This window comes from Nocardia sp. (genome assembly GCF_025465275.1).
Lineage (GTDB): Bacteria > Actinomycetota > Actinomycetes > Mycobacteriales > Mycobacteriaceae > Nocardia.
Genome location: NZ_JAODNK010000035.1, coordinates 30,922 through 48,225, shown reverse-complemented (window position 1 = coordinate 48,225; position 17,304 = coordinate 30,922). Strand labels below are relative to the sequence as shown.

Here is a 17,304-nt window from a genome sequence, read left to right as displayed (position 1 = left end):
GTACAGGTTGTGCAGTTGCGCACCGGTCAGTTCGAGCAGCTTGTGCGCGGTCGGTGCGGGCAGTGCCTCACCGGAGGCGAAAACCTGTCGCAGCGAAACACATTCGGCGGCCTTGGGCTCGGCCACGAACACCGACATCATGGACGGCACGAAGTGCGCGGTGGTGACGTCGTATTCGGCAATGAGATCGGCCAGGTAGGCCGGATCGCGGTGGCCGTCCGGCTTGGCGACGACCAGCTGCGCGCCGACCTGCAAGGGCCAGAAGAACTCCCAGACGGAGACGTCGAAGGTCGCCGGAGTCTTCTGCAGAATCACATCGTCGTCGAACAGGCCGTACTCGGTCTGCATCCAGACCAGGCGGTTGACGATGGCGGCGTGGGTTACCGCCACACCCTTCGGACGTCCGGTCGAGCCGGACGTGAAGATCACGTACGCGGTATGCGACTCCCGCAGCGGCGCAATGCGTTCGGCATCGGTGACCGGTGCATCCGAGTATTCGCCGAGCTCGATCTCGTCGATACGCAGTGTGCGCGTACCGGATTCGAAACCGTCCCGCGTGGTGGTGAGCACGCACACCGGCTGGGCGGTATCGAGCACGTAGGCATTGCGCTCCTCCGGATGATCCGGATCCAGCGGCACGTACGCGCCACCGGCGGCGATGACGGCGTACATGCCGACCACCAGGTCGAGCGAACGGCGCATGCCCAGGGCGACAAACGAATCCGGTCCGACGCCCTCGGCGATCAGGTGCCGCGCCAGCCGGTTGACGCGCGCGGCGAACTCGCCGTAGGAGAGAGCCGTGCCCTCGAACACCACGGCGGCGGCCTTCGGAGTCTGCGCGGCCTGGGTCCCGAACATGGACGCGAGAGTCACGTCGGCATCGGATTTGCGACCGGCCAGCGCCACCCGGGTCACGTCGTATTCGGTGGCGTTCCACGACCGCAGCACCTTGCGGCGCTCGATGTCGTCGAGTACTTCGATATCGCCGACCAGGGTGCTCGGCTCGGTGACCACGGCGGTCAGCGTGCGCACTAGGCGATCAGCGAAGGCGGTAATGGTGGACGCATCGAAAATATCGGTGGCGTAGGCGAATTCGGCGGTCATACCGTCGATGACGCCGTCCCCGCCGAGCCGCTCGAAGCGCGGGGAGGCGGAGCGCAGGTTGAGGTGCAGGTCGAACTTGGCGGTCACCACATCCAGGGGCACGCCGGCCACTTCCAGGCCCGGCAGCGTGAAGCTGGCTTCACCGGTGTTCTGGAATGACAGCATGACCTGGAACAGCGGATGCCGGGCCTGCGAGCGGGCCGGGTTGAGGATCTCCACCAGGCGCTCGAACGGCAGGTCGGCATGGCCGAAGGCGGCCAGGTCGGTGTCCTTGGTGCGGGCCAGCAGTTCGGTGAACTTCTCCCCCGAATCGATCGGCGTGCGCAGCACCAGGGTATTGACGAACATGCCGATGGCATCGTCGAGCGCGGCTTCACCACGGCCCGCGACCGCGGTGCCGATGGCAATGTCATCGCCGCCGGACAGGCGGGCCAGCAGCGCCGCGAACGCCGCGTGCACCACCATGAACAGGCTCGCGCCGTGCTCACGGGCGAGCGTGTTCAGGCCGTTCAGCAGGTCGGTGTCCACTGAGAACTCGTGCACGCCACCGCGGTTGGAGGCCACGGCGGGGCGCGGGCGATCCGACGGCAGGTCGATCTGGTCCGGCAGGCCGGCCAGTGCGTCCGACCAGTAGCCGACCTGCTGGGAGATCAGCGAGCCGGAGTCCTCTTCGGAGCCGAGGGTCTCGCGCTGCCACAGCGCGAAGTCGGCGTACTGCACCGGCAGCGGAGTCCACTGCGGCGCAGCGCCGTTCGCACGGGAGGCGTAGGCGAGCATGACATCGCGGGCCAGCGGACGCACCGACCAGCCGTCGCCGGAAATGTGGTGCACCACGAAAACCAGCACGTGCGTGGGCTGTTCGGCATCTTCGACCTGGAACAGTCCGGCGCGTACCGGCGGCGCGACGGTGACATCGAAGCCGGTGAGCACCAGTTCGGCAATGCGCTCGTGCAGTTCGGATTCGGTGACCGCGATCGATACGAGGCCATTGCCGGCTTCGATCGGGAGGGCCTCGGCCTCGTCGGCGTCGGCCGAATCGTCGCCGACGGTCTCGTCCGAGGCGCTCGCATCGCTGCGCAGCAGGGTATCCAGGCGGACCTGGTCCGCGGGCAGGATGACCTGCACGCCACGGCCTTCGATGTTCTCCGGGTAGACGGTGCGCAGCACCTCGTGCCGCTCGAGCACATCGCCGACGGCGTGCAGCAGCGCATCCACGTCGAGGTCGCCGGTGAGGCGAACCGCGAGCGGAATATTGTTCACCGCAGAAGCGGTATCGAAACGGTTGAGGAACCACATGCGCTGCTGCGCAAGCGACAACGGAATCTCTTCCGGACGCTCCTGCGCCACCAGCTCACTGCGGCTACCGGTACCCGCCTGCGCTTGCGCGCGGGCGGCCAGCGCGGCGACGGTCGGGGCGTCGAACAGCGTGCGCACCGGCACACGGGTATCGAGCGCCGCGCCGAGCCGGGCGACAATCTGGGTCGCGATGAGCGAGTTGCCGCCGAGTGCGAAGAAGTCGTCCTCTGCGCCTACGGGCTGCTCGAGCCCGAGTACCTCGGTGAAGACGGCGGCGACGATCTCCTCCGCAGGGGTCGCCGGGGCGCGGAATTCGCGAGCGGCGAACTCCGGCTCGGGCAGGGCACGGCGATCGAGCTTGCCATTCGCATTGAGCGGGAACACATCCACGGACACGAATGCCGCCGGGACCATGTAGGACGGCAGCTGCTCCGACAGGTGCGTGCGCAGGGCATCCACATCCACGGAACCATCGGCGGGAACCACGTAGCCGACCAGCTGATCACCTGTGCGCGCATCGGAACGCAGCACGACGACGGCCTGCGCGACCGACTCGTGTGCGGTGAGCGCCGATTCGATCTCGCCGAGCTCGATACGCAGACCGCGCAACTTCACCTGGAAGTCGGTGCGGCCCAGGTACTGCAGCTCACCTGCGGTGGTCCAGAGCACCAGGTCACCGGTGCGGTACATGCGCTCACCCGGAGTGAACGGGTTCGCTACGAAGCGATCCGAGCTCAGATCCGCTCGCGCCACATAACCGCGCGCCAACTGCACACCCGCGAGATAGAGCTCACCCGCCATACCCGGCGCGACCGGGTGCAGACGCGAATCCAGCACGTAAACCTGGGTATTGAAGACCGGACGACCGATCGGCACCGTGTCGACATCCGCATCGACAACCTCGTGATAGGTCACATCGACCGCGGCTTCGGTGGGGCCGTAGAGGTTGTGCAGCGCCGCACCGGTCACCGCGCGCAGCTGCTGAGCGGTGGTCGCGGGCAACGCCTCACCGGAAGCGAAAACCATTCGCAGACTCGCGCATTCGGTGGCGGCGGGCTCGGCCACGAACACCGCAAGCATCGACGGCACGAAGTGCGTCGTCGTGACACCTTCTCCGGCAATGACTTCCGCCAGGTACGCCGGATCGCCGTGGCCGTCGGGCTTGGCTACGACCAGGCGCGCACCGATCTGCAAGGGCCAGAAGAACTCCCACACAGACACATCGAAGGTCGCGGGGGTCTTCTGCAGCACAACATCGTCGGCGGTGAGCCCGTACTCCGACTGCATCCACACCAGGCGGTTGACAATGGCGGCATGACTGACCGCCACACCCTTCGGGCGACCGGTCGAACCCGACGTGAAGATCACATACGCCGTATTCGACGACCGCAGCGGCGCACGACGATCCGCATCCGTCACCGGAGCATCCGAGTACCCCGACAGCTCGAGCGCATCGACCGCGAGCACCGAGACACCCTCGTGGGTGAACCCGTCGCGCTCGGTTGTCAGCACGCACACCGGCGCAGCGGTATCGAGCACGTACGCAATGCGATCAGCAGGCTGATCCGGATCCAGCGGCACGTACGCGCCACCGGCTTCCAGCACCGCATACATCGCGACCACCAGGTCCAGCGACCGGCGAATGCCCAGTGCGACCAGGCTGTCCGGGCCGACACCGGCCTCGATCAGCTTGCGCGCCAACTGATGCACACGCCCGGCGAACTCACCGTAAGAGAGCTCTGCCCGTGCCTCGCTGCGCTCGGGCGTCCCCTCGAACGAGAGAGCGGTGGCGTCCGGAGTACGCACGGCCTGCGCCTCGAACAGCGCGACCAGCGTATTCGCGGCATCGCCGGTCCAGGCAACCCGCATGACGTCGCCACGGGTCGTATCCGCATCCTCGGACTGGACAGCGTCGGTCCGTTCGGCGAGCACATCGCTCACCCGGAAACCGGTGCGGTTCCAGCCGGAGGTGACCAGGGACCGCTCGGCATTGTCGAGCAGGTCGATATCGCCGACGGCGCGATCCGGCTGTGCCGTAATGGCTTCCAGCAGGAGGCCGAAGCGCTGGGCGAAGCGCGCCATGGTGGCGTCATCGAAAAGGTCGGTGGCGTAGATGAGTTCGGCGGTGATGCCGGACGGGGCGCCGCCGAAACCATTGCCGGACACATTGTGTGCGGTGTTCTGCTCGGTGAGCACCAACTGCAGGTCGAACTTGGCGGTGTCGAGCGGCAGATCGACGCCGCTGACGGTCAGGCCCGGCAGTTCCAGTTCGGCCGGGCCGGTGTTCTGGAACGACAGCATGACCTGGAACAGCGGATGCCGGGCCTGCGAGCGGGCCGGGTTGAGGATCTCCACCAGACGCTCGAACGGCAGGTCGGAGTGACCGAAGGCGGCGATATCGGTGGCGCGCACCGATTCCAGCAGTGCATTGAAGCCCGCGCCACCGTCGATCGGTGTGCGCAGTACGAGCGTATTGACGAACATTCCGATGAGGTCGTCGAGCGCGCGCTCGCCACGACCGGCGACCGGGGTGCCGATGGCGATATCCGATTCACCGGACAGGCGCGACAGCAGTGTGGCGAGCGCGGCGTGCGCCACCATGAACAGCGTGGCGCCGCGACGGCGGGCCAGCTCCAGCAGCTTGCCGTGGACCTCGGCGTCGATGGTGAAGACGTGTGTGCCGCCGCGGCCGGAGGCGACCGCCGGACGCGGCCGGTCGGACGGCAGCTCCAGCTGATCCGGCAGTCCGCGCAGCGCCTGACCCCAGTACGAGATCTGCTGTGCGATCACCGATTCCGCATCGGTCTCGTCGCCGAGGACCGCGCGCTGCCAGAGTGCGTAGTCGGCGTACTGGACTTCCAGTGGCCGCCAGGCGGGTTCGCCGCCTTCGACACGAGCGCCGTAGGCGGTCATGACATCCCGGGTGAGCGGGCCCATGGAGAACCCGTCCGCGGAGATGTGGTGCACCACCAGTGCGAGCACGTGCTCGGTGGGGCTGACCTCGAACAGGCGGGCCCGGAACGGCACATCGACGGTGACGTCGAAACCGGTCAGCACCAGCTCCGAAAGTGCCCGGGGCAGTTCGGCTTCGGTGACGTCCACCGGGGTCAGATCGGGAATGACCTGACCGGTGGGGACGATCTCCTGGTACGCGGTCCCGTCGACCTCCGGGTAGCGGGTGCGCAGTGATTCGTGGCGCGCCAGCACATCGGCGACGGCGATCTGCAGGGCCTGGCGATCCACCAGACCCGAGAGCCGCACGGCCGCGGGAATGTTATCCACAGCCGATTCGGGATCGAAGCGGTTGAGGAACCACATACGCTGCTGCGCCAGCGACAGCGGGAGCCGCTCGGGGCGGTCCTGCGCTGTCAGGGCCAGGCGGGCACCCGCACCGGAATGCGATTCGGCGCGCGCCGCCAGTGCGGCCACGCTGGAGGCCTCGAAAATCTCGCGCACGCCCAGCTGCGCTCCGCCTCCCCGCGCTTTGTCCAGCGCGGCGGACAAGCGCGCCGCAACCTGGGTGGCAATGAGCGAGTTGCCGCCGAGGGCGAAGAAGTCGTCGTCCAGGCCGACCCGATCCAGGCCGAGGACCTCGGCGAAGATGCCCGCCACGATCTGCTCGATCGGGGTGGTCGGGGCGCGGAAGACGGCGGCCTCGAAGACCGGTGCGGGCAGGGCGCGGCGGTCCAGCTTGCCGGAGGCATTGAGCGGGAACTCGTCGAGCACCATGACCACCGACGGGACCATGTACGCGGGCAGCCGCTCGGCGAGCTCGGCGCGGGCCGACTCGATCTCCACAATGCGACCGGGGGCGGCGACGACATACGCGACGAGCTGATCGCCGGTGTGCTGATCACCGCGCACCACGACCACCGACTGTGCGACGGAACCCAGTGCGGTGAGCTCGGCTTCGATCTCACCGAGCTCGATGCGCAGACCGCGCAGCTTCACCTGGAAGTCGGTGCGGCCGAGGTATTCGATCTCGCCGCCGGCATTCCAGACGACGAGGTCGCCGGTGCGGTACATGCGCTCGGATGCGCCGAACGGATTGGCCACGAAGCGATCCGAGGTCAGATCCACTCGCGACACATAGCCGGTCGCCAGCTGATCGCCCGCAAGGTAGAGCTCACCCGCGACACCCACCGGAACGGGGCGCAGGCGCGAATCCAGTACGTAGACCTGGGTATTGAAGACCGGGCGGCCGATCGGCACCGTATCGACATCGATGGCGGTCACATGGTGATACGTGACGTCGACGGCGGCTTCGGTCGGGCCGTACAGGTTGTGCAGCTCGGCGCCGGTGATCTCGCGCAGACGATGGGAGGGCTTGGGCGAGAGCGCTTCACCGGAGGCGAAGACCATGCGCAGGCTGGTGCACTGCACCGCGGCTGCTTCGGCGACGAAGACCGCGAGCATGGACGGTACGAAGTGGGTGACCGTCACGTCCTCGCGGGCAATGAGCTCCGCCAGGTAGGCCGGGTCGCGATGGCCGTCCGGCTTGGCGACAACCAGCGTCGCACCGATCTGCAACGGCCAGAAGAACTCCCACACGGACACGTCGAAGGTGGCCGGAGTCTTCTGCAGCACAATGTCTTCGGCGGTCAGCCCGTACTCGGACTGCATCCAGACAAGACGGTTGACGATCGCGGAATGCGGTACGGCCACACCCTTGGGGCGACCGGTCGAACCCGACGTGAAGATGACGTACGCGGTATTCGATTCTCGCAGCGGCACAATGCGTTCCGCGTCGGTGATCGGCGCGGCCGAGTAGCTGGAAAGCTCCAGCAGATCGATCCGGACCTGCGCGGTGTCGACGTCCGCTCCACCTCCCTGCGCTAGATCCTCGCCCGAGGTCAGCACGGTCACCGGATCGGCGGTGGCCAGGATGTATTCGGTGCGCTCGGCCGGGTGCTCCGGATCCAGCGGCACGTACGCGCCACCGGCCGCGGTGACGGCGTACATGCCGACCACCAGGTCGATGGAGCGGCGCATACCCAGCGCCACAAAGGATTCGGCTCCCACACCGCGTTCGATGAGCCAGCGCGCCAGGCGGTGCACCCGCTCGGCGAACTCGCCGTAGGTGAGACTGGTGCCCTCGAAGCTGAGAGCAACGGCATCGGGAGTCCGCTCCGCCTGCGCTTCGAACAGCGCAACGAGCGTGGCAGCCGCATCGCCCGACGCGGTCCGCACAATGCTGTGCGGTGCGACGATGGTCGATCCACTGCCGACCGCTACAGCGGTGTCGGCGGTGCCGACCTCGTCATCCGTCAACGTCCCGTCGGTGAGCACGGCGAGCACGGTGTCGACGTCGTAGGCGGTGTCGTTCCACTCGGTGACCACAAGCTCGCGCTCGGCGTCTTCGAGAAGCTCGATATCGCCCACTGCGGCAGTGGGTTCCGTCGTGATGGCCGTGAGCACGCGCACCAGGCGGTCGGCGATGTGCCGCACGGAGTGCTCGTCGAACAGGTCGCGCAGGTAGCCGGCGCGAATGCGCAGGCGGCTGTCGAGCTGGGCGATCAGGGTGAGCGGGTAGTGGGTAGCGTCGGCGGCTTCGAGGTCGGTGACACCCATGCCGTCGATATCGGCGGCCTGGGCGCGAATGCCGTCGGCGTCGACCGGGTAGGACTCGAACACCACGAGGGTGTCGAAGAGTCCGCCGATGCGCGCCGCCGACTGGATATCGGCGAGACCGATGTAGTGGTGATCCAGCAGATCCGCCTGCTCGCCCTGGGTGCGAGTGAGCAGTGACTGCGCCGATTCGGCCGGATCGAAGGCGACCCGCACCGGCACCGTATTGATGAACAGGCCGACCATGGACTCGACACCGGACAGCTGGGCCGGACGCCCGGAGACCGTGGTGCCGAACAGCACATCCTCGCGACCGGTGAGGCGGCCGAGCAGAATGCCCCACGCCACCTGCAGCACGGTGTTCGGCGTGACGCCGAGGTCGGCGGCAACGCTGGTCAGACGGGCGGTCGCCGCCTCGTCCAGCTCGAAGAAGTACTCGCCGGACAGTGCGGTGATCTCGTGGCTCGGGTCCGGGCGGGTGAGCAGCGTCGGCTCGGAGACCCCGAGCAGCGAGGTCTTCCAGGCCTCCAGCGACGCCGTACGGTCCTGCTGCGCAACCCATTCCAGGAAGTAGCGGTAGGAGCGCACCGGCGGCAGCACGCTGGTATCGGAGTGCGTGGCGTACAGCACCAGCAGGTCCTGCATGAGCAGCGGCATGGACCAGCCGTCGAGCAGGATGTGATGGTTGGCCACGGCCAGCTGCCAGCGATCGGCGGCGACCTGCACCAGGGTGTAGCGAATGAGCGGCGGCTCGGTCAGGTCGAAGCGCTGTACACGATCGGCCTCGAGAATGTCGCTCGCATCGCCGGTCTCCGAGCGGTCGTACTGCGACCAGGCCACGTGAATACCGTCGAGCACCAGCTGCACCGGAACGCCATTGGCATCGGAAACGTATGCGGTGCGCAGGATTTCGTGACGCTCCAGCAGTGCCTGAGCGGCGGCGCGCAGGCGATCGGCGTCCACCCGACCGGTGAGGGTGAGCACCGCCTGCGCGGTGTACACATCCACCGAGGTGGCGGCCAGCTGTGCATGGAAGAGCAGACCGGACTGCAGCGCCGACAGCGGCCACACCTGGTCCACACCGCCGAAACGCTGTTCCCAGCCGTCGATATCGCGCTGGGTGATCTGCACGAGCCCGAAGTCGGACGGGGTGTGCCCGCCGGCCTCGGCGGATTCGGCATGGTGCGCAACGGCTTCCAGCGCGGATACCCACAGCGCGCCGAATTCGGCGACCGCGCCGGCCTCGAGCAACGTGCTCGGGTAGCCGATATTGGCGGTCAGCCTGTCGCCGGTCACGATGGCATTGATATCGATCGGCGCCATGGCGGGCATATCGCCGTCGTACGCACCGCCCAGATCGCCCAGCTCCGCAGCGGGAATCCAGCCGAAACCGCGCAGCGCCTCGGGCACATCGCCCTCATTCACGCGGCCCAGATAGTTGAAGCTGACCTGGCCGGGCTGCTGCTTGGGCAGCTGATCGGCGGTGGCCTGGTTCACATAGCGCAGCAGGCCGTAGCCGAGGCCCTTGTCCGGCACCGCGAGCAACTGCTCCTTGACCGCCTTGATGGCGTGACCCATGGCGGGTCCGCCGGTGAGCGCGGCATTCACCTCGAGCTGCGAGAGATCGAAGCGGACCGGGAAGATGGCGGTGAACCAGCCGACCGTGCGCGAGAGATCCGCGCCGGGCACGACCTCTTCCTCACGCCCGTGGCCTTCGAGTCGGACCAGGGCGGACTTCTCCCCGGCAATCCCCCTGTCCGAGCGCCACTTTGCGACAGCGAGTGCCAGCGCGGTCAAGAGACCGTCATTGACGCCGCCGTGGAAGAGCGCGGGCACGGTGGTGAGCAGTGATTTGGTGACCTCAGCCGAGACCTCGACCCGGTGCACCTCGATCACGGCGGTGACATCCACGGCCGGATCCAAGGGCCGCTCGGTGAGCAGCGGATCCGGACCGTCGACAACACCTCGCCAGAAGTCGAGTTCGGCGACCCGCTCCGGGGTTGCTGCCGCACGCTCGAGGGCGTGCGCCCAGGTGCGCATGCTGGTGGCGGGGGCGACCAGTTCAGGAGTCTGGCCGGCGGAGAGCTGACCCCAGGCGGTGACGAAGTCCGGCACCAGGATTCGCCAGGTGACACCATCGACCACGAGGTGATGTGCGGCCACGATGAGGCGACCGGCGCGGGATGCGGTGTCCGATTCACGGCTCGCCGTGGCAGGCTCCAGCCAGGCGAACCGAATCACTACGCCCGCTATGGGATCGAGCTTGTCGAGCGTGGCATCCAGTGCGGCCGAGGCGATTTCGAGGAATTCCTCGGTGCCGACAGCCGGATCGAACTCGGTGCGGTCGATAAGCGCGTCCACATCGATGGCGCCGGCGGCGGCCGTCTCCACGACCGGGTCCGCACCCGGCACCCGCCGCAGGCGCGCCCGCAACATGTCGTGGCGGTCGATGACCGCGGCGACCGTGGCGGCGATACCCGCACGGTCGATGCCGATCGGCAGCTCCAGCGCCATGGTCTGGTTGAACCGCCCGATGCCGCCCGGCCGTTCGACCATGAACCGCACCACGGGGGTGAGCGGCATGACGCCGACTCCCCCACCGGGCAGCTCGGTCAGCTGCGGTGTCGAATCACCCTGTCCGTCAGCGGTTTGCGCGACAGCTGCCAGCCCCGAGACCGTGCGCTGCTCGAAGACGTCACGCGGGCTGAAGATGACGCCGCGCGCCTTGGCCCGCGAAACCAGCTGGATGGAGACGATGGAGTCGCCGCCCAGCGCGAAGAACGAATCGTCGATGCCGACCCGCTCCAGGCCGAGCACCTCGGCGAAGACCTCGGCAATGGTGTGCTCCACCGTATTACGCGCGGCACGGAACACCACCTCGGTGGCGAAGACCGGTTCGGGCAGCGCCCGGCGGTCCAGCTTGCCGACCGGGGTCAGCGGGACGCGGTCGATGATCATGACCGAGGACGGCACCATGTACGCGGGCAATTGCTGCTCGACATGCGCGGTGACGGCGGAGATATCCACCGAATGGCCGGGCGTGGCAACCACATACGACACCAGCGAGACAGCGCCGGCGGCATTCTTGTGGCCGACGGTGACGGCGAAGTCGACACTCTCGTGCGAGGCGAGGGCCGCGTCGATCTCACCGAGCTCGATGCGGAAGCCGCGCACCTTGACCTGGAAGTCGGAGCGGCCCACGTATTCGACCTCACCCGTGCGGGTCCAGCGGACCACGTCACCGGTGCGGTACATGCGCTGACCCGATACGTAAGGGTTGGCGACGAAGCGGTCCGTGGTCAGACCCGGACGCGCGTGGTAGCCGCGGGCCAGCTGGATGCCCGACAGGTAGAGCTCACCCGCGACACCCACCGGAACAGGGCGCAGGCGATTGTCGAGAATCAGCGACTGCATGCCACGGATCGGGCCACCGATGGTGACCAGATCACCCGGGACCAGCGGGTCACTGATATTGGTCATGATGGTGGTCTCGGTCGGACCGTAACCATTGTGGAAGGCGCGAATCGTGCCGTCCGGCCCTGTCCCCTCTCCAATGGGAATCGCCCACTTGGCGACCAGATCGGCCGGGACCGCCTCACCACCGGCGACGAGGACCCGCAGGGAGTCCAGGCCGCTCGGATCGAAGGTGGCCAGCGCGGCCGGAGTGATGAAGGCGTGCGTGACGCCCTCGGAGCGGATCAGCTCGGAGAGCTCGTCACCGCCGTACACCCCCGGTGGGACCACCACGAGGGTGCCGCCCGCGCCGATGGCCAGCAGGAACTCCAGGATAGACGCGTCGAAGGACGGCGAGGCGAAATGCAGTGCGCGCGAGAAGGAATCGAGGCGATAACGCTCGATCTGCTCGGCACTGAAGTTGGCCAGGCCGGCGTGCGTGACCACAACGCCCTTGGGGACGCCGGTGGAGCCGGAGGTGTAGATGACGTACGCCGGATGCTCGGGGCGCAGCGGGCGTACCCGGTCGGCGTCGACAATCGCGGTGTCCGCGAAGGTGTTCAGGTCCAGCTCGTCCAGGACCAGCCACTCCACCGATTCCGGCAGGTCGGCGCGGACCGCGGCCACGGTCAGGCCGACCGGGGAACCGGAGTCGGTGACCATATGGGCAATACGGTCGGCCGGGTAGTTCGGGTCGACCGGAACGAACGCCGCACCGGTCTTGGAGACGGCCCATTCGGCGAAGTAGGAATCCGCCGAACGCGGGACGGCGATGGCGACCAGGTTCTCGGTGCCGATACCGCGCTCGATGAGCAAGCGCGCCAAGCGGTTCGAGCGCTCGTCGAGATCGGCGTAGGACAGACCGGTGCCCTGGAAGCGAACCGCAGTGGCCTGCGGATCGCGGGCCACCGCCTCGGCCAGCAGCTCCGGCAGCGTGCGGCCCGGAATGACCGGGGCGCCGAAACGGGCGACCAGATCGGCCCTTTCGGACTGATCGAGGATATCGATGGCACCGACGCGAATCTCCGGGTCGGCGGCAATGGCCTCCAGGACCCGCATCCAGCGCTCCGCGAATCCCTCCGCGGTGGCCTCGTCGAAGAGATCCACGGCGTAGGTCAGCGCAAGCGCCATACCGGTATCGGATCCCGGCCGGGTCTCGCCGGCGTCCGTTCCGGCCTGCTCCGACAGTGTGAACTGCAGGTCGAAGCGGGAGATGTTCTCGTCGAGGTCCAGCGCCGCGACCGTCAGGCCCGGCAGTTCGAGCGTGGTGCGATCCAGGTTCTGGAAGGCCAGCATGACCTGGAACAGCGGATTGCGGGCCTGCGAACGCTCCGGTGCGAGCAGCTCCACCAGGCGCTCGAACGGCACATCGGCATTGCCGAAGGCGTCGAGATCGGTGTGCCGGGCGCGATCCAGCAGGTCCGAGAAGGACTCCGCCGGGTCGATGCCGGTGCGGAGCACCAGGGTGTTGACGAACATGCCGACGAGATCGTCGAGCGCCGCTTCGCCACGACCGGCGACCGGTGTGCCGACGGCAATGTCATCGCTGCCGGACAGACGGGCCAGCAGCACCGCGAGCGCGCTGTGCATAACCATGAACAGCGATGAGCCGCGCTGCCGCGCAACATCTTCCAGCGCACCGATGAGCTCGGGCCGCAGCGTGCGCTGCAGGGTCGCGCCGCGATGCGAGGCCACGGCCGGACGCGCGCGATCGGTAGGCAGCGCCAATTCATCCGACACGCCGTCGAGTGCGCGCTGCCAGTACCCGACCTGGCGGGCCATGAGCGAGCCCGAATCCTCCTCGGACCCGAGCACTTCCCGCTGCCAGATGGCGAAGTCGGCGTACTGCACAGCCATCGGAGCCCAGCCCGGCACCGCACCCTGGGTGCGCGCCGAATAGGCGACCATCACATCCCGAGTCAGCGGCGCCATCGAGAAGCCGTCGCCCGCAATGTGATGCACCACGACAACAAGCACATGCTCACTGTGCACCGCAGCGGAAGTACCGCTCACCATCTCAACATGAGCACCACTCATTACCTCGGCAGCAGTACCACTCGCCACCTCGGCAGCAGTACCACTCGCCATCCCGGCATGCTTTTGGCCGGGATCCACAGCCTCGTCGCCACCGACCCGGAACAGCCGGGCGCGCAGCGGAACCTGGTCCGCCACATTGAATCCCAGCGTGGCAAACGCCGCAACAGTGCTGGTGAGATCGGCAGGTGCGACCGTGACCGGCCGCAGGTCGAGAGCGATCGCCTCGGCCGGGACCACCACCTGCATCGGCGTGCCACCGTGCTCGGGGTAGCGGGTGCGCAGGGACTCGTGCCGTCGCACGACATCGGCGACAGCGAGTTCCAGTGCTGCAGTGTCGAGTTCGCCGGTGAGGCGAATGGCCAGCGGCAGGTTGTAGGCCGCGGACGAGGTGTCGTACTGGTTGAGGAACCACATGCGCTGCTGTGCGAAGGACAGCGGCACCAGTTCCCCGACCGGGCGCGGCCGAGCGACCAGCTTGGCGCGGGACGCACCGTCGGCATGCGATTCGATGCGGGCCGCGAGAGCCTCCACCGTGCTGGCCTCGAACAGCGTCCGCACCGCGACCGTGGTGTCCAGGGCCGCGCCGATGCGCGATACCACCCGGGTCGCGATGAGCGAGTTACCGCCCAGATCGAAGAAGTCGTCGTCGAGTCCGACCCGCGGCAGATCCAAGACCTCCGCCAAGACAGCGGCAACAGTCTCCTGGGTAGGCGTCTCCGGCGCGCGGAAGGCCCGCGCCTGCACCGCAGGCGCGGGCAGCGCCCGGCGATCCAGCTTGCCGTTGACGGTCAAGGGGATTCGGTCCAGCACGACCATGGCGGCGGGCACCATGTACGACGGCAGGCGCTCGCCCGCGCCGTCACGGATCTCCAGCAGCCACGCGTCGGAGCCGGTCGCCGGTCCGGAGGTGTCCACGCTCCCACCGGGAGCGGTGTTGTCCGGCACCACGTACGCCACGATGCGCTGATCGCCCGGCAGGTCCTCGCGCACGATGACGGCGGCCTGGGCGACACCCGGTTGCGCCAGTACGGCGGCCTCGATCTCACCGAGCTCGATGCGGAAACCGCGCACCTTCACCTGATCATCGGCGCGACCGAGGTATTCGAGCTCACCGAAGCGGTTCCAGCGCGCCACGTCACCGGAGCGGTAGAGGCGACTGCCGTCCGCACCGAACGGGCTGGCCACGAAACGGGCCGCGGTGAGGTCGGGGCGTCCGAGGTAGCCACGCGCCAATTGCGCACCGGCCACATACATTTCACCCGCGACACCGACCGGCACCGGGTGCAGGCGCTCGTCCAGCACGTACACGCGCAGGCCCGCGATGGCGCGGCCGACCACGCTGCCGGTGGCGGCGGCAATGGTGCCGGCATCGAGAACACGATGCGAGACGTGCACCGTGGTCTCGGTAATGCCGTACATATTCACCAGATACGGCCCGGAATCACCGTGGCGGGCAACCCAATCCGACAGGCGGCGCAGCTCGAGCGCCTCACCGCCGAAGATCACGTAGCGCAGTGCCAGCTCGTCATCGGCGGCACCCGATTCGGGACTCGCTTCGGCGGCAATTCGCTCGGCCTCGGACAGCTGGTAGAAGGCCGACGGCGTCTGGTTGAGCACCGTAACCCGTTCGCGGCGCAGCAGTTCCAGGAACTGCTCCGGCGAGCGGGACACGTAGTAGTCGACGACCACCAGGGTGCCGCCGTAGAGCAGCGGTCCCCACAGCTCCCACACCGAGAAGTCGAAGGCGTAGGAGTGGAACAGCGTCCACACATCGTCGGCAGTGAACCCGAACTCGCGATCGGTATTCGCCATGAGCCGCACCACATTCCGGTGCGCCACGGCCACGCCCTTGGGGCGGCCGGTGGAGCCGGAGGTGTAGATGACGTACGCGACATGGTCGGGGTGCAGCGGAGCGGTGCGGTCGGCATCGGTGATCGGGGAATCGTCGGCGTCCTCGATATCGCCCGCCTCGACGGTGAATCCGTCGAGCAGGACGGTCGGCAGTCCGGCGGGCAGCTCCACCTGCACGGTCGAGTCGATGACCACGCTGGTCGGCCGGGCATCCGACAGCACGAAGGCAATGCGATCGGCCGGGTAGGTCGGATCGACGGGCACGTAGCCCGCACCGGTCTTGACCACCGCGAGCAGTGCGACAACCAGATCCAGCGAACGCGGCAGCAGCACGGCCACGAGCGACTCCGGACCGGCGCCGTCCTCGATCAACCGGCGCGCCACCACATTCGCGCGCCGATCCAGATCGTTGTAGGTCAGCTCCTCATCGCCGAAGCGGACCGCGACCCGATTCGGATCGGCGGCCACCGCGAGGTCGAACAGACCGGACACGGTGGCGTGCTCGTCCACGAACGGACTCGACAGCGTGGCCACCGGATCGATGAACAGCTCGGCGAGGGCGCCGAGCGCACCACCCGGGGACAGCACCTCCGCGAGCCCGGCGCCGTTCGCCTGCGCAGCAGTGCGTGCCGCCGCCGCGAGCTCGACGATGTCGTCGCCCGCGGAAACCCAGCGCTCGGATACCTCGTGCCGCTCGACCCCACCGAGCAGGTCGATATCGCCGAGCAGCACGGCCGGATCGTCGGCGACGGTGCGCAGAATGCGAACCAGGCGCTCGGCGAAGGAGGCCACGGTTTCGGGGTCGAACAGATCGGTGGCGTAATTCCAGGACAGGCCCAGCGAACCGTCGGCGCGCTCGCCCACGGTCAGCTGCACATCGAATTTGGCGGTGCCCGCATCGAATTCGGCGGCTTCCAGCTCCAGGCCGGGCAGCGATACCGCGCCCGCGTCCTTGGCGCCGGCGGCCTCGAAGGTCAGCGCCACCTGGAACAGCGGGTGGTGCGCCTGCGAGCGGACCGGGCTGAGCACGTCGACGAGCCGCTCGAACGGCACCTCGGCGTGCGCGAAGGCGGCCAGGTCGGTGCGCCGGACCTGCGAGAGCAGATCGCGGAAGGCGGCGTCCGGCAGGACCGGGGTGCGCAGCACCAGGGTGTTGACGAACATGCCGACCAGGTCGTCGAGGGCGCGATCGCCACGACCGGCGATCGGGGTGCCGATGGCGATGTCGATGGAGCGGGACAGGCGTGCCGACCAGGTGGCCAGCGCGGCGTGCAGCACCATGAACAGCGTGACATCATGCTCACGAGCGAGCGCGTTGAGCGCCCGGTACAGGTCGGCGTCGATCGAGAAGTCGTAGGTGCCACCGGCATTGGTGGCGATCTCCGGTCGCGGCCGATCGGCGGGCAGTTCGATCTGCTCGGGCAGATCGCGCAGCTGTTCGGTCCAGTAGGACACCTGCTGCGCCGCAATCGATTCCGGATCGCGCTCGTCGCCGAGCACCTCGCGCTGCCACAGCGCGTAGTCGGCGTACTGCACGGAAAGCGGCGTCCAGGTGGGCGCTTCGCCGCCACTGCGGGCCAGGTAGGCGCCGACCACATCGCGCAGCAGCGGACGCAGCGAGAAGCCGTCCGAGCTGATGTGGTGCAGCACCAGCACCAGTACGTGCTCGGTGGAGCTCAGGCTCAGCACCGTGGCGCGGAACGGCAGCTCCCTGGTGACATCGAAAAACACGCTCACGAGTTGCGTAATGCGCGTGGGCAGTTCGTCAGCGGTCACCGTTTCGGCGCGCACCTCGAACTCGATCTCCGAGGGCGACAGCACCCGCTGGAAGCCGTCGCCGGCGATCTCCGGGTAGATGGTGCGCAGCGCCTCGTGCCGCGCCAGCACATCGCCGAGAGCGGCGGTGAAGGCCTCGATATCCACGACGCCGCTGAGCTTCAGCGCCACCGGGATGTTGTTGACCGCGGTACGACTGTCGAAGCGGTTGAGGAACCA

General features: G+C 67.9%; 1 protein-coding gene (only partly in view). It reads right to left on the bottom strand.

Features of this window, described 5'->3' with window-relative positions:
• On the bottom strand, positions 1-17,304 hold part of the coding region annotated (locus JWN03_RS09035) for a non-ribosomal peptide synthase/polyketide synthase (protein ID WP_297612519.1) (this coding region is incomplete at its 3' end). 13,092 nt of the annotated region lie beyond the right edge of the window; 17,304 of 30,396 annotated nt are visible.